Annotated in this window: 22 protein-coding genes; 7 read left to right on the forward strand and 15 right to left on the reverse strand. The window is 39.5% G+C overall.

Features of this window, described 5'->3' with window-relative positions; all coding sequences use genetic code 11:
• Nucleotides 1–4: 4 nt before the first annotated feature.
• From HC176_RS01170 to hemA, 15 genes are all read right to left on the reverse strand, one after another.
• Nucleotides 5–1,969: an acetoacetate--CoA ligase gene (locus HC176_RS01170; RefSeq protein WP_167916349.1), complete on the reverse strand. Its 1,965-nt coding sequence runs from the start codon at nt 1,967–1,969 to the stop codon at nt 5–7.
• 374 nt (nt 1,970–2,343) lie between these two features.
• Nucleotides 2,344–4,023, reverse strand: a complete 1,680-nt coding sequence (locus HC176_RS01175; protein ID WP_167916350.1) for an ABC transporter ATP-binding protein — start codon at nt 4,021–4,023, stop codon at nt 2,344–2,346.
• Nucleotides 4,024–4,737, reverse strand: a complete 714-nt coding sequence (locus HC176_RS01180) for a 3'-5' exonuclease (protein WP_167916351.1) — start codon at nt 4,735–4,737, stop codon at nt 4,024–4,026.
• A gap of 4 nt (nt 4,738–4,741) precedes the next feature.
• Nucleotides 4,742–6,946: a S41 family peptidase gene (locus HC176_RS01185; RefSeq protein WP_167916352.1), complete on the reverse strand. Its 2,205-nt coding sequence runs from the start codon at nt 6,944–6,946 to the stop codon at nt 4,742–4,744.
• A 78-nt stretch (nt 6,947–7,024) separates the two neighbouring features.
• Nucleotides 7,025–8,182, reverse strand: coding sequence for a serine hydrolase domain-containing protein (locus HC176_RS01190; protein ID WP_167916353.1), 1,158 nt, complete (start codon nt 8,180–8,182; stop codon nt 7,025–7,027).
• 51 nt (nt 8,183–8,233) lie between these two features.
• Complete coding sequence (locus HC176_RS01195) at nt 8,234–8,707, reverse strand: methylated-DNA--[protein]-cysteine S-methyltransferase (protein WP_167916354.1); 474 nt, start codon at nt 8,705–8,707, stop codon at nt 8,234–8,236.
• A 5-nt stretch (nt 8,708–8,712) separates the two neighbouring features.
• Entirely contained in the window at nt 8,713–9,792 is a 1,080-nt protein-coding gene (locus HC176_RS01200) for a CNNM domain-containing protein (RefSeq protein WP_167916355.1), read from the reverse strand.
• Between the two features lie 142 nt (nt 9,793–9,934).
• On the reverse strand, nt 9,935–10,927 hold the full coding sequence (hemB, locus tag HC176_RS01205) for a porphobilinogen synthase (protein WP_167916356.1): 993 nt from the start codon (nt 10,925–10,927) through the stop codon (nt 9,935–9,937).
• A gap of 25 nt (nt 10,928–10,952) precedes the next feature.
• Complete coding sequence (gene hemF / locus HC176_RS01210) at nt 10,953–11,855, reverse strand: oxygen-dependent coproporphyrinogen oxidase (RefSeq protein ID WP_167916357.1); 903 nt, start codon at nt 11,853–11,855, stop codon at nt 10,953–10,955.
• 2 nt (nt 11,856–11,857) lie between these two features.
• Nucleotides 11,858–13,147, reverse strand: a complete 1,290-nt coding sequence (gene nhaA / locus HC176_RS01215) for a Na+/H+ antiporter NhaA (RefSeq protein WP_167916358.1) — start codon at nt 13,145–13,147, stop codon at nt 11,858–11,860.
• A 7-nt stretch (nt 13,148–13,154) separates the two neighbouring features.
• Nucleotides 13,155–13,898, reverse strand: coding sequence for an EI24 domain-containing protein (locus HC176_RS01220; RefSeq protein ID WP_167916359.1), 744 nt, complete (start codon nt 13,896–13,898; stop codon nt 13,155–13,157).
• Between the two features lie 63 nt (nt 13,899–13,961).
• Entirely contained in the window at nt 13,962–14,990 is a 1,029-nt protein-coding gene (hemE, locus tag HC176_RS01225; protein ID WP_167916360.1) for a uroporphyrinogen decarboxylase, read from the reverse strand.
• A gap of 44 nt (nt 14,991–15,034) precedes the next feature.
• Nucleotides 15,035–15,391, reverse strand: a complete 357-nt coding sequence (locus tag HC176_RS01230) for a four helix bundle protein (protein ID WP_167916361.1) — start codon at nt 15,389–15,391, stop codon at nt 15,035–15,037.
• 88 nt (nt 15,392–15,479) lie between these two features.
• Nucleotides 15,480–17,054 carry a hydroxymethylbilane synthase gene (gene hemC, locus HC176_RS01235; RefSeq protein WP_167916362.1) on the reverse strand — a complete coding sequence of 525 codons (1,575 nt, stop codon included), beginning with the start codon at nt 17,052–17,054 and terminating at the stop codon, nt 15,480–15,482.
• Nucleotides 17,047–18,312 (reverse strand): glutamyl-tRNA reductase, encoded by a 1,266-nt coding sequence (gene hemA, locus HC176_RS01240; RefSeq protein ID WP_167916421.1) that lies wholly within the window; start codon nt 18,310–18,312, stop codon nt 17,047–17,049. Before hemA ends, hemC begins: the two co-directional genes overlap by 8 nt.
• Nucleotides 18,313–18,500: 188 nt before the next feature.
• On the opposite strand from hemA, the gene HC176_RS01245 reads away from it, so the two are divergent.
• From HC176_RS01245 to HC176_RS01275, 7 genes are all read left to right on the forward strand, one after another.
• On the forward strand, nt 18,501–19,400 hold the full coding sequence (locus HC176_RS01245; RefSeq protein WP_167916363.1) for an AraC family transcriptional regulator: 900 nt from the start codon (nt 18,501–18,503) through the stop codon (nt 19,398–19,400).
• A 14-nt stretch (nt 19,401–19,414) separates the two neighbouring features.
• On the forward strand, nt 19,415–19,591 hold the full coding sequence (locus HC176_RS01250) for a hypothetical protein (RefSeq protein WP_167916364.1): 177 nt from the start codon (nt 19,415–19,417) through the stop codon (nt 19,589–19,591).
• Nucleotides 19,588–20,301, forward strand: coding sequence for a ThuA domain-containing protein (locus HC176_RS01255; RefSeq protein WP_167916365.1), 714 nt, complete (start codon nt 19,588–19,590; stop codon nt 20,299–20,301). The genes HC176_RS01250 and HC176_RS01255 overlap by 4 nt, the downstream gene beginning before the upstream one ends.
• Nucleotides 20,302–20,410: 109 nt before the next feature.
• The gene (hemH, locus tag HC176_RS01260) at nt 20,411–21,445 is read left to right on the forward strand and encodes a ferrochelatase (protein ID WP_167916366.1); all 1,035 of its coding nucleotides are present in this window, start codon (nt 20,411–20,413) and stop codon (nt 21,443–21,445) included.
• Complete coding sequence (locus HC176_RS01265) at nt 21,445–22,815, forward strand: MATE family efflux transporter (RefSeq protein ID WP_167916367.1); 1,371 nt, start codon at nt 21,445–21,447, stop codon at nt 22,813–22,815. The genes hemH and HC176_RS01265 overlap by 1 nt, the downstream gene beginning before the upstream one ends.
• Nucleotides 22,816–22,817: 2 nt before the next feature.
• Nucleotides 22,818–23,366 (forward strand): CopD family protein, encoded by a 549-nt coding sequence (locus tag HC176_RS01270; protein ID WP_167916368.1) that lies wholly within the window; start codon nt 22,818–22,820, stop codon nt 23,364–23,366.
• Between the two features lie 133 nt (nt 23,367–23,499).
• Nucleotides 23,500–24,984 (forward strand): sensor histidine kinase, encoded by a 1,485-nt coding sequence (locus HC176_RS01275; RefSeq protein WP_167916369.1) that lies wholly within the window; start codon nt 23,500–23,502, stop codon nt 24,982–24,984.
• Nucleotides 24,985–25,035: the final 51 nt, after the last annotated feature.

Genomic DNA, 25,035 nt, shown 5'->3' on the forward strand with positions numbered 1-25,035 from the left:
TTGTCTAAATCCCTTTTGCAAACTCCACAAAGAAGTCAACCGATTCTGGATTTTTCATTGAATCAACATTAATTGATTTTTCCAAAGCCATTTTCAATAAAATCTTTTTTACGGGTGCTTCCATTTTTTTTCCGCTAATGGTATAAGGGATGTCGGGTACTTCAATAATGTCGTCGGGCACGTGCCGTGGCGAACATTCTTTTTTCAATTGCTCGTTGATTTCTGATTTAATGGTTTCTGTGAGTGCGGCATTCGATTTCATTTTTACAAAAAGCGGCATATAGTGCTTACCGCCATCGAGTTCCAAATTCACGATTAAAGAATCTTCAATCGCTTTTATAGTATTGATGTGTCTATAAATTTCGCTAGTGCCAATTCGTATGCCGTGCCGGTTCAATGTCGCGTCCGATCGCCCAAAAATAACAATGCCTTGGGTTTTGGAATTGATTTTTATAAAATCGCCGTGTCGCCATTTTCCAGGAAAATGTTCAAAATAACTGGCCTTGTAGCGTTTGTTGTTAGTGTCATTCCAAAAGTAAATGGGCATAGATGGCATGGGCTTGTCGATTACCATTTCGCCCAATTCGTCTTCAACAGGGTTTCCATCGTCGTTATAAGCAAATAGCGAAACGCCCAAAGCACGGCATTGTATCTCACCGGCATGGACTGAATAAAACGGTGTGCCGCCCACAAAAGCGGTGCAAACATCGGTGCCGCCGGCCATAGAACAGAGCCAAACATCATCTTTTATATTTTTATATACGTAGTCAAACGCTTCAAAAGGAAGCGGTGCACCTGTGGAGCTAATGGATCGGATTGAGTTAAGGTTGCAATCGTTTTTAGGGTTTATGTTTTTCTTCATACTAGCCACTAAAAATGGGGCGCTCGTGCCAAAATGATTGATGTTTACATCATCTGAAAAATCCCAAAGTTTATTGAAATTGGGGTAAGTAGGGCTGCCATCGTAAAGAACTATAGCTGCACCCATTAAAAGCGCTGATTGCAAAAAGTTCCACATCATCCAGCCCGTGGTGGTGTACCAAAAATAGCGTTCGCCCTTGTGTACATCGTTATGAAATGCCATGTACTTTAAATGCTCCAACAAAACGCCGCCGTGCGAATGCACAATAGCTTTTGGCAAACCTGTAGTGCCAGAGGAGTAAAGCACCCAAATAGGATGGCTGAAATCAACGGGTTCAAAAGTGAGTTTGTCAGCTTTGGTTTGAAAAATCGTATTGATATCGATAGCATCATTTGGGAATGCCGAAAGGTCTTCCTTATTTAAATAGGGTAACACAATCACTTGTTGTAAGGAGGGTAGCGCTTTTGAAATATTATTGGCAATTTTAGTTTTATCGTATGGTTTGCCGTTGTAAAAGTAGCCATCAACGGTGATGAATACTTTAGGTTTGATTTGTGCAAACCGGTCTATCACACTTTCTGCCCCAAAATCGGGCGAGGTGCTCGACCATATTGCACCAATGGAATTAGCCGCTAAAAATGAGATGGTAGCCTCGGGAACGTTAGGCAGAAAAGCCACTACGCAATCGCCCTTTTTAATGCCGACTGATTTTAAATAGGTGGCCATGGCGGCTACTTTTTGTTTTAATTCCTTCCAAGATATTTCGGTATGTTCACCTTGCTCATTACTAAAAATAATGGCTGTTTCGGTTGTTAAATTATGCCTAAAAATGTGTTCCGCATAATTAAGCGTTGCTCCGTTAAACCATTTGAAATCGGGCATGGAAGTCATGCTCAATACTGAAGAGTAACCGCTGTGTGAAATCACATTAAAATACTTCCATACACTTTCCCAAAAATCTGCCACATGATCTACCGACCATTGCCATAAATCATCATAAGAATCAAAACCTAATTGGTAATTTTCAGTAAGCCAGTTTTTATATTTAAACAAATGGCTGTTTTGCTTAAAAGCTGCTGTGGGTTCCCATAACTTTTTGTCCGACATACTAGTTTTAGTTTAGTGTGATATAAATATAAGTAATGTTGAACGAGTTTACTATTTTAATACTGGTTATTGATTTAATAAAAACAGATTCTTTTGGTGAGAAAATTCAGTTATTTGTTAAATAAAAGTGTTTTTAATCGAATAATTATGTTTTTTAACTGGTTTATTGGAATAAAGTAAGATATTAGCAGTCCCCAAATTAACCAAACCAAATAATAGATTTGCCCCAAATCTACCATAAATTTAAACTTATGAATATTGCAACAAATCTACCTGAACAACCTACAAATGATGGAAGCAAATTCAAAGAAACGCTAAGAGAGAATTTGCAGTTTTTTAAAAGTTTAATTTATCTAACCAAAAAAATATTCATGCTATAATCCTTTGGGTATAGCATGAATTAATTTTTTGGTATAGTCTTTTTTTGGATTGCTGTAAATCACGTCGGCATCATCTAATTCCTCAATTTTACCTTGATTCATAACCAATAATTGGTCGCTCATATATTTTACTACGGCCAAATCGTGCGAAATAAAAATATAGGTAAAACCGAAATCTTCTTTCAGTTCGTTCAATAAATTCAGTACTTGAGCCTGAACGGAAATATCCAATGCAGAAACCGACTCGTCGCAAACAATCAGTTTGGGTTGTAATGCAATGGTTCGGGCAATGCCAATGCGTTGCCGTTGCCCACCAGAAAATTCATGAGGATAGCGGTTAAAATGCGCTTCGCTTAATCCCACACGATTTAAAATAGCAACGACTTTTTCCTTTCTTTCCTCATCTGAATGGTAGAGGTTGTGGACTTTCATCGGCTCCATGATGGCCGCGCCTACGGGAATTCTCGGATTTAAGGAGGAGTAAGGGTCCTGGAATATAATCTGGATGTCTTTTCTTAGTTTTCGAGTTTCGGTTTTCGATAGTTTTGTAAGATCTACACCGTTGTAAAGTATGGTTCCGGCCGTGGCTTTGTCGAGCTGTAGAATCGCGTTGCCTAGCGTAGATTTTCCGCAGCCCGATTCGCCTACCAAACCCAAAGTTTCGCCTTCGTAAAGTTTAAAGCTAACCTTGTTTACGGCTTTAAATTTACTTGGTTTTGAGAACCATCCCGATTTTGAAATATATTCTTTTTCAACATTAATAACTTCCAAAAGAGGTGGTTGACTGTATAGTTTTTCGTGCTGCTTTTCGCGTTGTTCTTTTGAAACAACCTCTTTTGAAACCTTGCCTTTTAAATAATCTTGAATGGTGGGTAGCGTTTTTAATCGTTTGTTTAACGATGGTCGTGAATTGATTAAGGCTTTGGTATAATTGTGTTGCGGATTTTTAAAAATCTCGGTGACTGAGCCTTGTTCTACAATATGGCCTTGATACATAACCAAAACCCTGTGGGCGATTTCAGAAATAAGCGCCAAATCGTGGGTGATAAAAATAACGCTCATTTTGGTTTCCTTTTGCAGGGTTTTTAATAGTGCAATAATGTCTTTTTGTACAGTAACATCGAGTGCCGTGGTGGGCTCGTCGGCTATTAAAATGTCGGGCTTGCAGGCTATGGCCATGGCAATCATTACCCGTTGCTTCTGGCCGCCTGAAATTTCGTGAGGGTAACTTTTGTAAACCCGTTTGGGCTCAGGCAATCTTACTTTTTCGAACAGTTGCAAGGTTTCTGCCTGTGCTTCTTCCTTTGATAAATTGGTGTGCTTAAAAAGTATTTCTTCCACTTGCGTTCCACAGGTCATAGATGGGTTTAAGGAACTCATGGGTTCCTGGAAAATCATGGCGATTTTGTTTCCGCGGATATTTTGGAACGCTTTGTTGGAAAGGGTAACCAAATTTTCATTTTCAAAAAGGATTTCGCCATGCGTTATTTTTGAAATGTTCTTTGGAAGCAAACCCAACACGGCCAATGAGGATACCGATTTTCCGGAGCCCGATTCGCCTACCATACCCAGGATTTCGTTTTCGTTTAAATGATACGAGATGTTGTGGATTACCTCGTTGCTTCCAAAGGAAATGGAAAGGTTTTTTATGTTTAAAATGTTGGTTTCTGTCATTTAAATATGAATAATTTCATCGTCGGTGAGTAGCTCATCGCCGCGCAAACGTAAAAGAATTTGGGCCACCGCAATGGTATCTTTTTCGCAGTATTTTATAATGCGGTCTATGTCATTTTCTTCATAATAAACTTGGCCCACTTGGCTGCCGTCAATATCGTCTTTTGGCGAAGGAATACCTAAAACGTGAGTTAGCAATTTCAATGAAGTGTAGGTTTTGTAATCGCCAAACTTCCAAAGTTCTAAAGTATCGAGGTGGGGGACTTCCCATGGTTTTTTGCCGAATAAATTAAGCTTGTATGGCAATTCTATGTTGTGAATTATCATGCGACGGGCAATGTACGGAAAATCGAATTCCTTTCCGTTATGGGCGCAAAGCAAATGTTTGGTTTGGCTAAAATGAGAGATGAGCAGGTTTTTAAAGTCTTTTAGAATTTTATCTTCATCACCGAAAAATGACGTAACACGAAAAGTGCGTAAATCATTCAAAATATTGAAATAACCTACCGAGATACAAACTATTTTACCAAACTCCGCCCAAATACCCGCACGATCGTAAAATTCTTCGGCCGTATATTCATCTCGACGTTGGTATTGTGATTTCTGTTCCCAAAGTGTTTGGGTGGTTTCATCTAAATCTGAAAAATGCTCGGCCTCAGGAACCGTTTCAATATCCAGAAATAATATGTTTTCTAAGTTGAGTTTTGAGATCATGCGTTCAATTATTATTTATAAACTTTATAGCTCTTTCTAAAACTTCATCACGTCTTTCTTTTATGCCTTTTATGGTTGGTTTTATTTCAATATCTGGAATTATGCCTACACGCTGTGTTTCGGTGCCGTTGGGGTAATACACTCCAAGTCCTGAAAACCCAGTCAGCAGCCCCCCGGGTAAAGACAAGGATATTACATTACCGTCGGCCCCGGCAGTGGTGCTCCCTATTATGGTTGTATTATTTCCTGCTCTAAAAGCCATTGCCGTATATTCTGATTGGCTTTGGGAATCTTCATTGACCAAAACAACTAATTTTCCTTTGTACGTTTCTTTCGCTTTCAGGATAATATCGCCCTCTCTAAATGAAAACTCGCCGGGATTATTAACTTTCCCAGATGTAAATTTAGCAAAATGTTTATCGTTAGAAACAAAATAAGAACCAAGAATGAAAGGAACGAACGTAGCAGGGTAATTCCTGATGTCAATTATGATGCCTTTAACCGATTTAAACTGTTCTTTAATGATAGGAACATCGCTTTTAGTAATGGTTTTTAGCGTTATGTAGCCAATGTCTTTTTTGATAAACTTGTAACACTTTTCGTCTTTCCAGTCGTGCCATCTGCTTTTCCAGTCATCTTCGGGGGAAAGCTCAATTTCAAGGTGTTTCTTTTGGTTGTTTGAAATGTAATTTATGGCAATTTTCTTTTTGCTAGACCGTAATAAATCTCTGGATATATTCCGTAGTTTTGATGTTTCATTGGATGCCGGATAATAAGAACCAATGCTGTCTATTATGGTCTTGATGGGTTTGTTGTTTATATGGGTGATAATATCGCCAACCTTGATTTTTGAGGTTTCCTGAGCATTTTTGTCATAGAAGTTTGTAACCACCAATTGGTTTTCAATAAACTTAACAATGAACGGCGGATATAAACTCCCTCGGTTATGATGTACATTGGTGAAGCCAACCGATGTTGTGGCATGCGTATCGTTTATTTCTGTAATAAGCCTGATACAAGCCAATTCATAATCCAACCTGTTTTTACAATTTATAAAATCGGGAATATACTTTTTTAAAATTGAACTCCAATTATTATCTGTAAGGTGTTTGTAAGGAAAGAAATAATGAATCATATTCCAATACCGGTATAAAGCCAATAATTGAAAGCCGCCATCAATGGTTGGCATGGTATAATATTCATTTTCATTTAAAAATGTAAGCCTACCGTAAGCTTCGTTGCCAATATAAAAGGATTCGCCCTGATTTCTGTTTTTATAGATAAAATTGAGTTTTTCTTTGAGTTCTTCATTCAAATCAGAATCGTTAAACCAAGCATGATCCGGTTTTAAAAAGGCGTCTTGAGGTGTTTCTTTGCAACTATCGCATATTTTTATCTTGCCATAGCTATCAATCCATTCAAGAAGCAGCTGGTCTCGTTCCGCAAGGTTTTCAACGTTAAGATATTTGGGCAGAAATCGGAAAAGTTCATAATCCCAATTGTAATTGCCCGAACAAATTTCTGGATGATGGTATTTTAAAAAGCCCCAAATTTTGCCCAATAATTCTAAATTGGAAATCATTCGGTCATTCAAATCGGGGAAATTAATCTTGGAGCCATTGTCAAATTCGTGGTCTAAAGTTGCATTTGGTATCGGTTTTTCTATGGTTTTTAAAGTTTGAATATCTTCGCCGTCAATGGTTACCGTAAAATCGTCAAACCAAGCTTCGCCCTTGCCAACCAGAATGCCGCCAACATAGATGTTCTTTGCGTTTTTGAGGAAAGGTAATGTTATGGAATATTTTTGCCAATCTTTTGTGCCTTGAATGTTTTGGTCTTTCATGTTGTTAAAGCCCAAGGGTTGGGTGTTACCATCAATTCTTAAAAGTAATCCGGCATAGCCATCTTCAACATTTTTAATTTTCATAAAACCTTCAAGCGTGATGTTTTCTCCTTTGTAGTCTGCAGGAATTTTGTATGCCAACGACCCAAAAGCATCATGATTGTTTTTGGATTTTATTTTCCCTGAATATTTCCCTGAACGGGCTATGGTTGTATCGGCACTTAGATTGTATTTTCCCCATTCAATCCAATCTTTAGGAAACAAATATCGAGCATTGTAGGTTTCAAAATTTAAATTATACTTTTTATCGACTTGCGAAGAACAAGAATAAAAAGCTAATAGCAGAATAAAGAGAATGTATTTCATGTTTGATTGATGTTAACCCAATCAAAATACAAATTAAACTTTTTTCCTACATAAGTTTTGTTGATAAATAACAAAATATTAAGATTTGCTTTCAAGCATTTTATAAGCCTCTTCAATATAGATTTGAATATCGTCTGTAAATTTACCAACGCCATGGCCTTCATCGGCCGATTTTCGATGCCCCAAACGTACGATGATAACGTTGTCTTCGGGCTGTACCATAACATACTGTCCCAAATGGCCTCGCATCATAAAGAAGTCTTTGTTTACATATTTTCCAAGCCACCAGCCATAACCATAAACAGGGTCTTTTTTAAACCGAGGCGTAATGGATTTTTTAACAAAAGCAGAGTCCAACAGCTGCTTCCCATTCCAGTTGCCGCCGTTTTTGTAAAGCTTTCCAAAACGGGCAAAATCGCGAGCGTTACTTGAAATGCAGCAAAAGGCTTTGGCCAACCTGTTTTCGCTGTCGTCTAGTTGCCATAGAGCATTTTCGTGAGCTCCCATGGGTTTCCAAAATTTTTCCGATAGGTATTCTGCCAAAGGCACACCGGTAGCCTTTTGGATGATCATTCCTAAAAGTTGGGTGTTGCCGCTCAAATATTCAAATTCTACACCCGGTTCTTTTACTACTTTTTGATTTAAAATGGTTTCCGCTAAATCGTCGTCGTAATTGGCGCGGGCGGTAACAGAAAACGGACTCGTGTAATGTTCTACCCAATCCAACCCTGAAGCCATTGAAGCCAAATCGCCCACAGTTGTTTTGGCATAGCTATATTGCGGATAAAAATCGCTAACAGGTTGGTCTAAGCTTTTAATATGCCCCTCCATAATCGCTTTGCCGAGTAACGCTGTTGTAATACTTTTAGCCATGGAAAAAGAGTTGGTTTTTGAAGTGTCGTTAAAGCCATCATAATAATTTTCGAACCAAATGCTGTCGTTTTTTATAATCAAGAAAGCGATGGTGCCTAATTGTTGGTTGGTTTCGGTGAGTTTTTCGGTTTCCTTCACCGAGTTGTAATTGGTGTGCTCAGGCCAAGGGTCAATGTGTTTTCCGTTTGCTATCGTATCATTTTCAAAATAGGGATGGTCGTCAATAAAAGCGGTATTGTGACCTGTAAAGTAAACCACTTTGGCTCCTTTTAAAATGTAGCCATAATCGAAAACGTAAAGCAGAATTAATAGAAGTGCAATAGTTATACTAATCCACTTCAGGAGTTTCTTTAGGAATTTCATTACAGAATAATTAGAGGATTAAATATAGGGATATTTTATTTATTCTGCAGGTTAAAATAGGGTTTGTTGCTTAAACGGACTTTCGTGTTCCAATAGCCATTTTTTGCGTTGTAATCCTCCGGCATAGCCTGTTAAGCTGCCATTGCTCCCAATAACACGGTGGCAGGGCACAATAATCCAAAGTGGATTTTTACCGTTGGCATTGGCTACGGCACGAATGGCTTTAATGTCGCCAATTTGTTTGGATAATTCTAAATAGGATATGGTTTTTCCGTATGGAATGAGTTCCAATTGTTTCCAAACTTTTTTCTGAAAATCGGTGCCCTGCGGATTTACTTTTAAACTGAATTGTTTGCGTGTGCCTTCAAAGTATTCGTTTAATTGCAAAACGCAATCTTCAAGTTCGACAGGAATGATATCGGATATTTTTTCTTCAGAATTTAATACGGAAACAGAAGCAATGCCATTGTGGTCGCCAATAATTTTGGTGAATCCTAAAGGGGACTTAAAAATGCAAGTTTCCATTTGGTTTAAAGTGGGTCGTCTTCTAATATACCCAATTTTTTGGCTCGTATTTCCCAGCTTTTTCTGGCCAACAATTGAAGGTCGGAAACATTATCACTTTCATCCATAATTTCCAATCCCAAAAGGGTTTCAATAACATCTTCCATGGTTACCAATCCACTTACCGAGCCGTATTCATCAACCACCAAAGCCATGTGGTTTCTGCTTTCAATCAGTTTTTCAAAAAGGGTTGGTATAGGAATATTTCGGCCCACAACAATAATGTCTCGTTTTAGTTCCGATAGTTTTTTGGTACCGTTGCCCAAAGCCATTTCTCTAAAAACTTCATCTTTTAAAACCAAGCCTTTAATATTGTCGGGGTCGTCAACATAAACGGGAACCCTCGAAAACCTAAGGTTGAGGTTTTTGTTGAAAAAATCTTCAACGGTAGTACTCTGGTTTTCAATTTTCATTACTGTTCGTGGCGTCATGACGTCTTTTGCAAATACTTCCTTAAAAGTCAGTAAGTTTTTAATCACCTTACTTTCGTTTTCTTGAAATACGCCTTCTTCGTGGGCTATCTCGGTCATGGCCATAAAGCTTTCACGAGTTAAAACGCTGCCGTGCCCAGTACCGCCTATGAGTTTTGTGGTCAATTGAAGCAACCATAAAATACCTGTCCATTTCAACGGAAAAATCATAATGGTTAATGCTTTGGCGGCAAAATTGGCCAGTTGTTTCCAATAAGTGGCACCAATGGTTTTCGGGATAATTTCGGAAGCTACCAGTATTAAAAAAGTCATAATAGCCGATACTATACCTACGGTATTAATTCCAAAAACTTCAATAGTAAAAGGTAGCTTTTCGGCCTCAATACCCACCATCATGGCACCCACCGTATGGGCAATGGTGTTTAATGTAAGGATAGCTATTAAGGGTTTGTCTACATCTTTTTTAAGGTGCTCTAAAGTGTTGGCATAATCTTTCTTTTCGCGCTTTTTTACGGATATAAAAGTAGGCGTAACACTTAGCAGCACAGCTTCTAATACGGAACATAAAAACGAGAAAAATATCGAAAGGGTTGCCCAGAGAATCAGTGCGTTCATTAAATAGGTTTTAGTTATGCTAATTTACGAAATCAAATTCACAACATCGTTAATAATTGTAAGACTTACTTTATAAGGGCTTTAAAGAAAAATTTTTTTCTTTTTGAACCCCTGTGGTAAACAACGAAAGTGCGATGTTCTGTTAGCTATTTAAAATTTTTACAACGTCTTTGGCAAAGTAAGAGGCAATGATGTCTGCGCCGGCGCGTTTTATTGCGGTTATTTGCTCCATCATTACGGCGTCGTGCTCCAGCCAGCCTTTTTCGGCGGCGGCTTTAAGCATAGCGTATTCGCCTGAAACTTGGTAAACAGCCACAGGAACGTCCACTTCATTTTTAATTTCGCGAACAATATCCAAATAACAGAGCCCGGGTTTAACCATAACAATATCGGCGCCTTCGTCGATATCCATTTCGGTTTCGCGGATGGCTTCAAAACGGTTGGCATAATCCATTTGATAGGTTTTTTTGTCTTTTGGAATATCTACCAAATCTACCGGAGCCGAATCGAGTGCATCGCGAAAAGGACCGTAGAATGCCGAAGCATATTTTGCCGAATAGCTCATGATGCCAGTGTTGGTGAATCCTTCGTCTTCTAAAGCTTCACGAATGGTTAAAATGCGGCCGTCCATCATGTCGCTTGGTGCTACGAAATCGGCACCAGCTTCAGCGTGCGATATGCTCATTTCGGCCAAAGCTTCTGCTGTTTCGTCGTTTAGTATTTGTCCGTTTTCAATAATGCCGTCGTGGCCGTAAGCCGAATAGGGATCTAGCGCCACATCGGTCATGATCAACATATCGGGGCAGGCGTTTTTTACGGTTTTTATGGCCCGCTGCATCAGTCCGTTGGGGTTTATGGCTTCCGTGCCTTTGTTGTCTTTTAAGTTATCGGGTACTTTTACGAATAGTAATACCGATTTTAGTCCCAGGTTCCATAGTTCTTTTACTTCATTTTCTAGTAAATCCAAACTGTAACGGAAATAATTGGGCATTGAAGCAATTTCTTCTTTTACGCCTTTGCCTTCAACCACAAAAAGGGGCACTAAAAAATCGTTGGGAGATATAATGGTTTCGCGAACCAATCCACGAATGGCAGCGTTGGCTCTAAGTCTTCGGTTTCGTCTTAATGGATACATCTGTAAATGTTTATTTCGATTTGTTTTAAACCCAGTCTTTCGGGTTTTTTAAAACTTCAAGTAATTTTTCTTCTTCGCTATTAGGTTCTGGGCTATGGTCGTAAACCCATTGCACGTGTGGGGGCAAACTCATTAAAATACTTTCAATGCGGCCGTTGGTTTTCAAGCCAAACAGGGTGCCTTTATCGTGCACTAAATTGAATTCTACATAGCGCCCACGACGGATTTCCTGCCAGTCGCGTTGTTTTTTTGTGTATGGTAAGTCCTTTCGTTTTTCAACAATGGGTACATAGGCTTCTAAGAAGCTATTGCCCACTTCAGTAACAAAATCGTACCAATTTTCCATGCTCATATTGTCGGTAGCCTTGCAATAATCAAAAAACAAGCCGCCAATGCCTCTGGCTTCGTTGCGGTGTGCGTTATAAAAATACTCATCGCAACGGGCTTTGTAATTGGGGTAAAAATCCGGATTGTGCTTATCGCAAGCTGTTTTGCAGGTTTGGTGAAAATGCTGTGCATCTTCTTCAAATAAATAATAGGGCGTTAAATCTTGGCCGCCCCCAAACCATTGGTCAACAATATTATGGTTTTCATCATACATTTCAAAGTAGCGCCAATTGGCATGGACGGTAGGAACCATGGGGTTTTTTGGGTGGAGTACCAAGCTTAATCCGCAGGCAAAAAAATCGACATCACCCACTTTAAAATAATTTTGCATCGATTTGGGCAATTTGCCATGCACGCCAGAAATATTTACCCCACCTTTTTCAAAAACCTTTCCGTTTTCAATCACACGAGTGCGGCCACCGCCACCTTCGGGACGCTCCCAAATATCTTGCTTGAACTGGGCTTTACCATCAATAGCTTCCAGTTTTGAGGTTATGGTATCTTGTAAATCTTGTATGTATTGGTAAAATTTATCTTTCATCCTTATTTTTTAAAACGCAAAATCAAATAACCAATTATTGCCGCTATCACTGAGCCTATTAGGATTCCGATTTTTGCGGAATCGATATATTTTGGACTTTCGGCAAAGGCAAGGCTTGCAATAAAAATGGCCATGGTGAAACCTATCCCAGCCAAAAACGAAACGCCAATAATTTGCTGGTTGCTAATGTCTGAAGGTATTTCAATAAACTTGAGCTTTTTGGCCAGAAATACAATAGCCGATATGCCAATGCTTTTTCCTAAAACCAAACATATCGCAATATTGATAACTAGACTTGTATCGATGTTCATGTTGGTGTTAATGGCTACTCCAGCATTGGCTAAAGCAAATATGGGGATGATAAAATAGGCCACCCAATCGTGCAGATTATGCTCTAAATGTTGTAATGGCGATTGGTATTTGTTGGTCCAATCTTCTAAATTATCGATTTCACGAATTTGTTCTTTTGATAAAATGGGCTTTTTTAAAATACTAGCCGCTTTGATGTTGTTTGTGATATTTACCAGGTTATCGACAAACTGTGGGGTTTTTATGCGTTGCCTAATTGGTACGGAAAATGCCAATAAAATTCCGGCTAAAGTAGGGTGTATGCCCGATTTTAAGAATAACGTCCAGATGATGATACCTAAAAATACCATAACGAACTTTGAAAAGTATCCGCGGTACGACATAATATAAAGAACCGCCAATAATATAAACGCAATAAGTAGCATGCCGGTTTGTATATTGCTACTGTAAAAAATGGCAATAACAAGTACGGCGCCCAAATCATCAACAATGGCAAAGGCGGTTAAAAATATTTTAAGGCTTAGCGGCACTCTGTTTCCTAAGGCTTTTAGTAGTGCCAATGAAAACGCAATGTCTGTAGCCATGGAAATGCCCCACCCTTGTTGGGTTTCTGGATTTTCATTCAAAAGAAAAAAGAATAAAACCGGCATGATGATGCCCCCTAAGGCTCCAAAAAGCGGGAAAGCCAATTTTTTTATGGAATTTAATTCGCCTATAAGAAACTCGCGTTTTATTTCTAAGCCAATTAAGAAGAAGAAAACGGCCATTAGCCCATCGTTTATCCATAAAATAAGGGGTTTGCTCAACTCGAAAGTTTGACTTGTAAAACCAATTTTGAATTCCCAGATGGATTGATAGCTTTCGGCGAATGGCGAATTGGCCCATATCAAGGCCAAAATTGTTGCCAAAAGCAATAAAGTACCACTGAAACTTTCAATGTTTATAAATTTTTGAATAGGTGATAAGATCAGTTTCTTAACCATAAAATCTTTAGTGTTTTTTTGATTGTAAAATTTTAACTGTTTCGCTTGATGCTGCTGTAACCGATAACGGGAGTACTAAAATTACACCAATTACGGGAACTAATAAAAACAATATGAAAATAATACCGTTGCCAATGGCCAATCCTCGATTTTTCCGAACAAATTGAATGCTCTCGCGATAAGTAAAATGTCGCTCTAACGTATAGTCCAGGTTACCGAAACCAGCATAATAGGCCTGTACCAAAAATAACAGCGCTGTTGAAAAAATATTAACGACGGGAATAAATTTTAACAATAAAATAGGAAGGGTTATGAGCAGTTCCAAAGTTAAATTCCTGCCATTTATTTTAATACCGCGCCACAATTGTTGGCCAAACGAGGTATTTCTGTGGGCATGGGTTGAGCTGCCGTTAAAATGGGCTTCGATTTTTTCGGAAACGGGACTCATAAAAGGCGCCGAAAGGGCCATAATAATATGTTTAAAAAGGATGAGGCCAATAACTAAAATGATTAAACCGCCAATAAAGTTGCTGATGGTTGAAAAGGTGTCCTTGCCCCAGTCCCAAACCCAGATTTTAGATATAAAGTTGCCTATGTTGTCTGAAAGCCCGTAGGCCGAACCAATAATGATAATTGCGGTAATGGCGCTAATAGCCATAGGTATGGCAAAATATTTCCAAAGTTTGAGCTTCGATATTAAAGTAAAAGCCCCGAAATACGCCGTAATGCCCGAAATTATGTTTTTGATCATAACAACTATTTACATCATTGCTAAGATATAGTTTTCAGCAAGAGTTTCTTCCCTTTGGGGAGATTAAGAGGGGCTTTCGTACTCTTTCACCGCATCGACAAACGCCTTAGCATTCTCCAAAGGAATATTTGGTAAAATGCCGTGTCCTAAATTTACAACGTATTTGTCTTTTCCAAATTCGTTAATCATTTGGTGTACCATTTTCTTGATTTCGGAAGGAGGAGACAATAATCGGGAGGGGTCGAAATTACCCTGCAGTGTTATGTTTCCGCCAGTTAGGTAACGGGCATTTCTTGCCGAGCAGGTCCAATCGACACCTAATGCGGAAGCATTACTTTGTGCCATGTCATGGAGTGCGAACCAGCAGCCTTTGCCAAAGGCGATAACGGGAGCATCGTCCTTTAAGGCTTCAATAATTTGGTTGATGTACTGCCAAGAGAATTCTTGATAATCGGTTGGCGATAACATACCCCCCCAAGAGTCGAATACTTGCACGGCGTTACATCCTGCTTTTACTTTCTCCTTTAAATAGGCAATAGTAGTATCGGTTATTTTTTGAAGCAGTTTATGCGCTGCCACTGGATTGGTAAAGCAAAATTCTTTGGCTTTATCAAAAGTTTTGCTGCCTTGTCCTTGCACGCAGTAGCACAAAATGGTCCATGGTGAACCAGCAAAACCGATGAGCGGAATATCGTCATTTAACAATTCCTTGGTGGCTTTTATGGCTTGATAAACATAATCCAATTCAATTTTCACATCGGGCACCACTACATTTTCAACATCTTTTGATGTACGTACGGGGTTGGGTAAATACGGGCCAAAATTAGGTTTCATTTGTACCTCAATATTCATCGCCTGTGGGATTACCAAAATATCGCTAAAAAGGATGGCGGCATCCATGCCGTAACGGCGGATGGGCTGCACCGTGATTTCACTCGCCAATTCTGGTGTGCGGCAACGGGTGAAAAAGTCGTATTTCTCACGTATGGCCATGAATTCTGGTAAATAACGCCCAGCTTGGCGCATCATCCATACCGGCGGACGGTTTACGGTTTCTCCTTTTAATGCGCGTAAAAATAAATCGTTCTTCATATTTAGCTTTTGTCTTTTGGCTCTTAGCTGTTAGCTAAAAAGCATTAGCTATTTTTTATTTTGTTTATTAGACTGTTTATCATTTTTGCTTCTTTCTTGATGAAAGCAAAAATGGATTCAAGCTCTTTTTCTTCTAAAAAATTTAATTCTTGTGCAATAATTAATTGAGTTTCAACTTCAAATAATGAGCCCATTGCTATTTCTAAAAATCTTTTGAATTCAGTTTCACTATTCCTGCTACATCCTTCTGCAATGTTTGAAGGGATAGAGATTGATGCTCTTGTGATTTGACTTCTTAAACCAAATTTTTCCTCAGAAGGCAAATGGTCAGATAGTTTATATACTTCCTTTACGAGTTCGATTCCGTTTTTCCAAATATCAAGTTTTCTAAAATCTCGCATTTACTTATGCCTTTAAATATTTAGTTTTCTTTAGTCCTTTCTTTCATGGCAGTGGCACTAGTGGCAAACAGCCAATGGCTAATAGCTGCTACACGAAGTGTAGGTTTACCAACTCAATAACACTTTCTACGGTAGGTACTTTGGATACTCTAACGTCGTTAAAATGTTTTTTGGCCTCTTTTGCTGTGGTGTCTCCAATGCAAAAAGCTATGACCTCTTTGTTGTTTTTTTCAACAAAACTTTCTACCGTTGATGGGCTGTAAAACATGACGCCTTCAACAGAATCATCTACTTTTTGACCGTCGTACTTGGTTTGGTAGGCCTCAATTTCATTCACCTTTATGTGGTTTTCCTCTAAAATTGAAGGAAGTGTGTCGAGCCTTAAATCACTACAAAAATAGGTGACTTCGGTGCCTTCAATAAACTCAATAAGGTACTTGGCTAAATTTTCAGCGTTTTTTTCAACGTGGGTCACTTTGCCAATTTTCTTTTCGATGAGGCGTTTGGTTCTTCGGCCCACGCAATAGATGTTTTTGAATTGCAATTCGGTGGCTGAAAAATTGGTCGTCAACGCTTCCACCGCATTTTTACTGGTAATAATTACGTTTTGAATCTCGTTTTTTAAGAAACGTGGGTGGATGCGGTTTAAGCTAATCTTTATAAAATCGGTGCTTTCGGCAACTACTTTTTCATTGAACAATAAACGTTGGTCTTCGGTAAGTGATTTGGTAGAAACAACGTTGGTTTGTTTTGTGGCATTTTTAATGTTGTCCATTAAACGTTTTCCGCCACGTTCAATCACAAAATCGGCACAGAATTGCGCCATGTTTTCATGCTTGCCCAGTTTTTCAACGCGAGTAACATCTATACGTTTCGAGCCATCTTCACTGAGCAAGACGCCTTTAAAGTGCACTTCTTCATCTTTAATATAGGCTAATGCACCAATAGGCGCGGTGCAGCCACCTTCCAGTTTATTTAAAAACTGGCGTTCTATGGTGGTGCAAATTTCGGTTTCCTCGTGGTTGAGTTCGGCGCAGGCGTTCTTTACAAATTCATCCTCGTCTAAAGCAGTTATCATGATAGCGCCTTGTGCAGGAGCGGGAATCATCCAATCTAGGTTAATTGATTCTTCTGGACGAATGCCAATGCGACCAATTCCGGCAGCGGCAAAAATAGCACCGTTCCATTCATTATCCTTTAACTTTTGAAGGCGTGAATTAACGTTGCCCCGCAAATCGACAATGGTATGCGTTGGGAAGCGGTTAAGCCATTGTGCCCTGCGGCGTAAACTGCCTGTGGCCACTACGGCTTCTTTGGCGCCCAAAAACTCTTCGTTGTGCTTAAAAACCAAGGTGTCGTTTACGTTGCCGCGTTTTAAAACAGCCACTTGTACTATACCTTTTGGGAGCAAAGTAGGTACGTCTTTTAAAGAGTGCACGGCAATATCAATGTCGTGGTTAAGCATGGCAATATCAAGGGTGCGGGTAAAAATACCCGTAATACCCATTTCGTAAAGGGGCTTATCGAGAACAATGTCGCCCGTCGATTTTACCGGAACCAGTTCGGTTTTGTATCCTAAATGCTCAAGTTGCTTTTGTACGGTTTTGGCCTGCCATAGTGCTAATTCACTATCGCGCGTGCCAATTCTAATGGTTTTAGACATTCGCTTTTGGAGATTCTTCTAACTGAAACACTTTTTTAATAAGTTCGAGGCTGTCGTCCGTCGAAATATTGTCATCTTTTAGATGATGTGCAAAGTGGTTGGTTATTTTTTGAATGATGTTATTGCTGATTAACGCCGCTTGAGCTTCGTTGAAATCGGCATTTTTTCGGCGTTGGGTATCTAATTCTGCAGCTGCAAAATCAGAGAGCTTATGTTTTAAGGCTTTAATGGTTGGGGCGAATTTGCGGGTTTCCAACCAACTGTTAAACTCGGCTTTTACTTCTTCAATAATGGCTTCTGCCGAAGGGATATGTTGTTTTCTGGCTTCTAAAGTTTCATCGGTAATTTTAGAAAGATAATCCAAATGTATCAACTGTACGTTGTCCAATTCCTTAACGTTACTGTCCACATTTTTAGGGATGGACAAATCTAAAATCAATAATGGTTTTTTAGACTGAATTAAATGCTTGTCGATAGTTGGGCGCTGTGCACCAGTAGCGACAATCAAGATGTCCGATTGGTTGATTTCTTCCTGCAAATTGGCATAATCCTTAACCACTAAATTGAACTTTCCGCCAATTCTTTCCGCTTTATCCTTGGTGCGGTTAATTAATGTGATATGCTCGTTTTTGGTGTGTTTTACCAAATTTTCGCAAGTGTTTCGCCCAATTTTTCCCGTTCCGAAAAGTAAAATGTTTTTATTGGCAACATCTTCAACCGAGTTTAAAATATATTGCACCGATGCAAATGATACCGACGTGGCGCCGGAAGAAATATCGGTTTCGGTTTTAATGCGTTTGCTGGCTTGTATTACGGCGTTTACCAAGCGTTCGGTAAAGTGATTCAGTAAACCGTGTTTACGCGATAACTTGGCACTGGTTTTTAATTGACTTATGATTTCAAAATCACCCAAAATTTGGCTGTCCAACCCAGAACCTACACGAAACATGTGGGCAATGGCCTCTTTGTTTTTGTAAACGTACGCTACTTTCTGGAATTCGTCAACCGTACCGTTGGTGTTGTTGCAAAGCAATTGTATAAGTTGAAAAGGATGCTGTGCGAAACCATAAATTTCTGTACGGTTACAGGTAGAAGTAACCACCAAGCTTTCAATGTTGTTTTCTTTTGCTTGAGCAAGAAGGGCTTGTTTGGAGTCGTCATCTAAACTGAAACGCCCACGAATATCGGCGTCGGCCTTTTTGTAACTTAAGCCGATGGCGTAAAAGTAATGACTACGTGAAATATTGTACTTCTGCATGCTAACACCTGAAATGTGGAGCAAAAATAGGATGTCGAATTTGAAAAAAATAACGCTAAAAGAACTTTTAATGTCGTTTGTGGTTTTTTCGGGGTGTTTTTTCGTAAAACCTGATAAATATCATATTTTTGTAGTGTATTAGGCAGGTTTTAAGTATTTAGTTTAGAATCAGTCTAAATAAAACAACTATGAATAAAGAAATCAAACCAGGAAAAAGTATCGCCAAAAGTTCCTTTGAAGAAACGAAGATAGAAGATGGCTTTATGGTTTTGGGGTTTAAGAACGAGGCGAGTGAAGTGCAAAACCCTGCAAAAGAAGTAGATAGCGATTATATACAATTTCATTTTTGTGTGAAGGGTTCTGGACAGTTCGTTTTCAATGAAGGGCGTTACCGATTGAATATTCTCGAAGAAAATTCGTTGCTGCTGTACAATCCGCAGCGCGATTTACCTATCGATTTAGAGATTAATCCGCATTCATGGATGGTTTCCATTTTGATTTCTATTAAAAAATTCCATGGGTTGTTTTCGCAAGAGGCTGATTGTATCACTTTTTTAAGTGAAGACAACCGTCACAAAAAATATTATAAAGACGGAGTTATTTCGCCCTCTATGGCTATTGTACTCAATCAGATTATAAACTATAACCTTAATGCATCCATAAAACCGTTGTATTTTAAGGGCAAGGCCTACGAGTTGCTAAGCTTGTATTTTAATAGAAGTGAAGATGCCGATGTGGAGCAGTGTCCGTTTTTGGTAGACGAAACCAACGTTATAAAAATAAGAAAGGCCAAAGATATTATTGTTTCGCGCATGGCCGAGCCGCCAACTTTGCAGGAGTTGGCCGATGAAATAGGTCTCAGCCTTAAAAAACTCAAGGAAGGCTTTAAGCAAATTTATGGCGATTCAGTTTTTAGTTTTTTATTCGACTATAAAATGGAAGTGGCACGAAAACTTTTGGAGTCTGGCGAAAACAATGTGAATGAAGTAGGGCATAAGGTGGGTTACAGTACATCCAGCCATTTTATTTCAGCCTTTAAAAAGAAATACGGCACCACTCCAAAAAAATATATCATGTCTTTAAATTAGAACATTTTATGCTTATGAAATATTTAAGTCCAGAAATAGAAGCTCTATCCAAGCAATATGGCGACCAAAATACCAAGTCGTTGGCGCGTACCAATGTGTCTTGTGGTATATTTCAAGATTGCGATTATAATGAAGAGCGGCCAAAATTGTACCATCAACAAATTCAGGAAAGCAAAACCAGCCAAAAATGAAACATCTTTTAATCATTATATATTTACTTCTGTTGTGTGCATCCTGTAAAGTCCAAGAACAGGTTTTGGTGTTTACAAAAACAGAAGGTTTTAGGCATAAATCCATTGAAACGGGAGTAAGTGCTATTCAAAAATTAGGTAAGGAAAATCATTTTAAAGTGACGCATACCGAAGATTCAAATATATTTTCAACTGAAGGTTTAAAAGATTTCGATGCCATTATTTTTTTGAGTACTACGGGTAATGTGTTTAGCGGCGCTCAAGAACAGGCTTTCAAAACCTATATTAATAACGGCGGAAGTTTTATGGGAGTGCATTCTGCTACCAATACCGAATACCATTGGCCCTGGTATGGTAAGCTGGTTGGGGCTTATTTTCTAGACCACCCCAAGCATTGTGAAGCGCACGTTCATGTTCAGGATGGTACACATCGGTCTACACAACACTTAAAAAGTCCGTGGGTGCTTTATGACGAGTGGTACAATTACAGAGATATGAGTCCCGATTTAAAAGTGCTGTTAACGGTAGATGAGTCGAGTTACGCAGGCGGTAAGCATGGCGATTATCATCCCATTGCTTGGTATCGGGAATATGATGGAGGACGCATGTTTTACACAGGATTGGGCCATACCATTGAGATATATTCCAATCCGGAGTTTAAACAGCATTTGTTGGGTGGTATTTTTTATTGCTTGAAAAGAAAAAAATAAAATAGGCGTGTCTGCAATAACTTATAAATAGTCCGTCAACTTGAATTAGGAAAGATGGGATCAGGGGTTTGCGGTAAAAGGCATGCAATCAAAAAAAAAGAGAGGTTAAATGAAAAAAGGTATTTTACTGGTCAATTTGGGTTCGCCCGATAGCCCTACGCCCAAAGACGTTAAAAAATATTTGGGCGAATTTTTAATGGACGAACGGGTAATTGATATTCCGCTCGTGGCGCGCACGGCCTTGGTTAAAGGTATTATTTTAAAAACCCGCCCGAAACAATCGGCGGCAGCATATCAAAAAATTTGGTGGCCAGAAGGGTCGCCGCTCATCGTGATTTCCGAAAGGCTCCAAAATAAAATACAAAAACAGGTAGAGGTACCTGTGGCTTTGGCCATGCGCTATGGTAGCATGACCATAAAAAAAGGCCTTCAGGAATTGGTCGATAAAGGCGTGGAAGAAGTTTTGTTGTTTCCTTTGTATCCGCAGTTTGCTATGGCGACTACCGAAACCATTTTGGTGCTCACTGAAGAACTCCGTAAAGCACATTTCCCACAGCTAAAAATAGAGTCGGTACGGGCATTCTACAATAAGCCCGATTATATTGAAGTGCTTTCAGATTCCATAAAACGGCATTTGGAAGGCAAAAAGTATGAGCATTTATTGTTTTCATACCATGGTGTTCCAGAGCGGCACATCCGAAAAAGTGATGTGACCAAGTCGCACTGTAAAATGGATGGCAGTTGCTGCGTAACACCAAGCAAGGCGCACGAATTTTGTTATCGCCATCAGTGTTTGGAAGTGACACGTTTGGTGGCCGAAAGGCTTCAGTTGGAGGAAGGGACGTACTCCACCTCATTCCAGTCGCGTTTAGGTTTCGACCCCTGGTTGCTGCCTTATACCGACCGAACCATCGAGCGATTGGGAAAACAAGGCGTGAAAAATATGGCCATTGTAACTCCGGCATTTGTGAGTGATTGTTTGGAAACCTTGGAAGAGATTGCCATGGAAGGCCAGGAAATTTTCCATGAAGTTGGCGGAAAGGAATACACCACCGTACCCTGTTTAAATGACGATAAAGCATTTGTAGATTTACTCTCTAAGTGGATTAACGAATGGGCTACAACCGATATTGAGGTGGGTTAATGGCAAAAATTTCGTCGCAAGATCTAGGAACAGAGCCCATTGGCAAATTGCTTATAAAACAAGCGGTTCCGGCGTCTATCGGTATTTTAGTGATGTCGCTTAATATCTTGGTCGATACTATTTTTGTTGGTAATTGGATTGGTGCTGTGGCCATTGCTGCGATTAACGTCGTCCTCCCGGTGTCGTTTTTTATTGCGGCCTTGGGGATGAGTATAGGTGTGGGCGGGTCGTCCATAATATCTCGGGCACTGGGTGCTGAAAATAAAGGGAAAGCACTTAAAACCTTCGGAAACCAAATAACGCTCACTTTGTTGTTAACCGTAACGATGGTTATTGTAGGGTTATGGTTTGTAGAGGGCATTATTCCGGCTTTTGGCGGTAAAGGAGCTATTTTAGAACCTGCAAAAATCTATTACACCATAGTGCTTTACGGCGTACCGTTTTTGGCGTTAAGCATGATGGGGAACACCGTAATTCGTGCGGAAGGCAAACCCAAATTTGCTATGTATGCCATGGTGATTCCGTCGGTGTCAAACTTGTTGCTCGATTACCTTTTTATAAACGTTTTTGGTTGGGGTATGCACGGTGCTGCGTGGGCTACAACGGGCTCGTATTTGCTCTGCTTTGCATTTATTTTTTGGTTCTTTCTGTCGAAACATTCCGAATTAAAAATCAATTTTTCGCATTTTGGGTTGGACCGACCAATTGTAAAGGAAATAAGTTCGTTGGGTTTTGTGACTTTGGCGCGGCAAGCTGTGGTGAGCATCACTTATCTGTTCATGAACAACATTCTGTTCAATTTGGGCGGAGAGACCTCGGTAACGGCCTATGCTATTGTAGGGCGCATGCTTATGTTTGCGTTGTTTCCGGTTTATGGTATCACCCAGGGGTTTTTGCCTATTGCGGGCTTCAATTATGGTGCTTTAAAATACAACCGGGTAAGGCAAACCATAAATACGGCCATTAAATACGCTGCTGGATTGGCCACCATAATATTTATCTTGCTCATGGTTTTCCCTGAAGCCATTACGAGATTGTTTACCGATGACGCCGAAGTGATTAAAGAAACACCGCCAGCTATGCGTTGGGTGTTTGCCGCAACGCCCATTATTGCTTGGCAGCTTATCGGAGCGGCTTATTTTCAAGCCATAGGAAAGGCCAAACAAGCCTTATTGCTTACCTTGTGCCGGCAAGGATTTTTCTTTATTCCGCTCATTTTAATATTACCTTTGTTTTTTGGAGAGCTTGGGGTGTGGGTGTCTTTTCCCATTTCCGATGTTTTGGCGACTATAGTTACCGGTTACTTTTTAAATCGCGAAATTATCAAGAACTTAAAACCTGAAAATAACGCTTCAGCAATAAACCAATAGTTATGGAATATTACGCTTACATTAAATCCTTTCATCTTATTTTTGTAATCACCTGGTTTGCCGGCTTGTTTTACATTCCGCGTTTATTTGTTTATCAAATTGAAGCCTTCCATAAACCCTCTCCCGATAAGGAAATATTGGGGAAGCAACTAAAATTAATGGCCAAGCGGTTGTGGTATATCATAACTTGGCCATCGGCAATTTTGGCGACTGTTTTTGCTATTTGGTTGCTCATTTTACAGCCGTATTGGTTACAACAAGGTTGGATGCACGTAAAGTTGGCTTTTGTAATCCTGCTCATTGTTTACCATTTAAAAACCCATCAATATTTTAAGCAATTGCAAAACGATGTGGTTAAAAAATCTTCCAGTTTTATGCGCATCTGGAACGAAGGAGCAACCTTCATCCTGTTTGCTGTGGTGTTTCTGGTAGTGTTGAAAAGTGCCATTAACTGGGTTTGGGGTATTATCGGCATCTTTGTTTTGGGGGTTCTCATTATGCTCGGTTTTAAAATCTATAAAAACATTCGGGAAAAAAATCCAGAGGCTTGACGGTAAGAGTCAAAGCTCAAATACTAAATTGCAAATTCCAATACTTAAGCTTTGCAATTTGGGTTTTAGATTTTGTGAATTGCCCTAGGCTGTTTGGTTCGATTATTGCTATATTTAGGCTTTATTGTTCTGAATGAAACTCAAAAAACTCTCCTTACGAACCCGTATTTTCCTGGCCATGATTTTGTTGGTTATTTTGGCATCGGTGCTTATCGCTGCGGTGGCCATATATCAATACAGGGAGCAAAGTAAAGATTACCACGAAGGCCGCTTGGAGCGGAAAGAAGGTAGTGTACAGGCGCATATAAAACGGGTTATTAACGGCAGGCAAAATACTTGGGAGGTAAAAACAGAAAATATTCCGTTTATTTTTAAGGAAGAAATCTATAATATTGCCGACATTCATAAATTGCAGATTAACATTTACGATTTGGAAGGTGGATTGCTGATTACTTCAAAAGCAGGGCTGCAAACCAGTGCTGCCGATAGATGTATTAGTGCCAATATTTTAAATGCCATAAACAACACGGTGGAATTTAATAGCGAAATAGAAGTCGCTAGGCACCGTTACGTCGATAAGCATGAGGAAAATGGCGAGATTTTCCAATCGTCTTACACCTTTATTTTAGATCAAAAATCGAAACCGTTGGCCATTTTAAATATTCCGTATTTAGAAAAAGACGATTTTCTCGATAAAGAACTCGAAGAGTTTTTAACCCGTTTGGGGTATGCGTTTGCGCTAGTATTGCTTATGGCTATTGTCATTGCCTTTTTACTTTCAAAGTACATTACCAAATCGCTAAAAACCATTAGCGATAAAATAAATACCACTAGGTTAGAAAAAAGGAACGAAAAAATTGAGGTGAACGATACCAGTGAAGAAATTACCACTTTGGTGAACTCGTACAATAGTATGATTGATGAGTTGGAAGAAAGTGCTGTGCAGCTGGCGCGTAGTGAGCGCGAACAGGCTTGGCGCGAAATGGCCAAACAAGTGGCGCACGAAATTAAAAACCCGTTAACGCCCATGAGGCTAACGGTGCAAAATTTCCAACGGAAGTTTAATCCCGAAGATGAAAATATCCATCAAAAAGTAGATGAATACAGTAAAACCCTTATTCAGCAAATAGATACCATGAGCGCTATTGCTTCGGCATTTTCAAACTTTGCCAAAATGCCGGCACAGCAAAACGAAACGCTTAACGTGGTAAAAATTGTTAAATTAGCATTAGATATTTTTAATGAAGACCATATAGTTTTCAGTGCTAGTACCGATGAGGTTATCGCCAAGCTCGATAGGTCACAGCTCATTCGTGTGGTAACCAATTTGGTGAAGAATGCCATTCAGGCCATTCCAGACCATAAAACAGGAAAAATAGAAGTTAAGGTATTTGAGGAAGGTAGCCAGGCCGTTATTACCGTAAGCGATAACGGCATGGGGGTTTCCGAGGAAAATATAGATAAGGTTTTCGAGCCTAAGTTTACCACTAAATCTAGCGGAATGGGGCTAGGGCTGGCTATGGTGAAAAACATTGTGGAAACCTATAATGGAAGTATCTCATTCGAGACTGAAAAAGGAAAAGGCACCACGTTTACGGTCACCTTTCCAAAGGCATAAATAAACGTTGAAGTCGTCATCCTAAATTTGGCTGTACTGAATTTGCGCTGC

Source organism: Tamlana crocina (assembly GCF_012037625.1).

Coding starts and splice junctions, on each gene's coding strand:
- HC176_RS01170 (WP_167916349.1), bottom strand. CDS start 1,969: ATGTCGGACAAAAAGTTATGGGAACCCACAGCAGCTTTTAAGCAAAAC.
- HC176_RS01175 (WP_167916350.1), bottom strand. CDS start 4,023: ATGACAGAAACCAACATTTTAAACATAAAAAACCTTTCCATTTCCTTT.
- HC176_RS01180 (WP_167916351.1), bottom strand. CDS start 4,737: ATGATCTCAAAACTCAACTTAGAAAACATATTATTTCTGGATATTGAA.
- HC176_RS01185 (WP_167916352.1), bottom strand. CDS start 6,946: ATGAAATACATTCTCTTTATTCTGCTATTAGCTTTTTATTCTTGTTCT.
- HC176_RS01190 (WP_167916353.1), bottom strand. CDS start 8,182: ATGAAATTCCTAAAGAAACTCCTGAAGTGGATTAGTATAACTATTGCA.
- HC176_RS01195 (WP_167916354.1), bottom strand. CDS start 8,707: ATGGAAACTTGCATTTTTAAGTCCCCTTTAGGATTCACCAAAATTATT.
- HC176_RS01200 (WP_167916355.1), bottom strand. CDS start 9,792: ATGAACGCACTGATTCTCTGGGCAACCCTTTCGATATTTTTCTCGTTT.
- hemB (WP_167916356.1), bottom strand. CDS start 10,927: ATGTATCCATTAAGACGAAACCGAAGACTTAGAGCCAACGCTGCCATT.
- hemF (WP_167916357.1), bottom strand. CDS start 11,855: ATGAAAGATAAATTTTACCAATACATACAAGATTTACAAGATACCATA.
- nhaA (WP_167916358.1), bottom strand. CDS start 13,147: ATGGTTAAGAAACTGATCTTATCACCTATTCAAAAATTTATAAACATT.
- HC176_RS01220 (WP_167916359.1), bottom strand. CDS start 13,898: ATGATCAAAAACATAATTTCGGGCATTACGGCGTATTTCGGGGCTTTT.
- hemE (WP_167916360.1), bottom strand. CDS start 14,990: ATGAAGAACGATTTATTTTTACGCGCATTAAAAGGAGAAACCGTAAAC.
- HC176_RS01230 (WP_167916361.1), bottom strand. CDS start 15,391: ATGCGAGATTTTAGAAAACTTGATATTTGGAAAAACGGAATCGAACTC.
- hemC (WP_167916362.1), bottom strand. CDS start 17,054: ATGTCTAAAACCATTAGAATTGGCACGCGCGATAGTGAATTAGCACTA.
- hemA (WP_167916421.1), bottom strand. CDS start 18,312: ATGCAGAAGTACAATATTTCACGTAGTCATTACTTTTACGCCATCGGC.
- HC176_RS01245 (WP_167916363.1), top strand. CDS start 18,501: ATGAATAAAGAAATCAAACCAGGAAAAAGTATCGCCAAAAGTTCCTTT.
- HC176_RS01250 (WP_167916364.1), top strand. CDS start 19,415: ATGAAATATTTAAGTCCAGAAATAGAAGCTCTATCCAAGCAATATGGC.
- HC176_RS01255 (WP_167916365.1), top strand. CDS start 19,588: ATGAAACATCTTTTAATCATTATATATTTACTTCTGTTGTGTGCATCC.
- hemH (WP_167916366.1), top strand. CDS start 20,411: ATGAAAAAAGGTATTTTACTGGTCAATTTGGGTTCGCCCGATAGCCCT.
- HC176_RS01265 (WP_167916367.1), top strand. CDS start 21,445: ATGGCAAAAATTTCGTCGCAAGATCTAGGAACAGAGCCCATTGGCAAA.
- HC176_RS01270 (WP_167916368.1), top strand. CDS start 22,818: ATGGAATATTACGCTTACATTAAATCCTTTCATCTTATTTTTGTAATC.
- HC176_RS01275 (WP_167916369.1), top strand. CDS start 23,500: ATGAAACTCAAAAAACTCTCCTTACGAACCCGTATTTTCCTGGCCATG.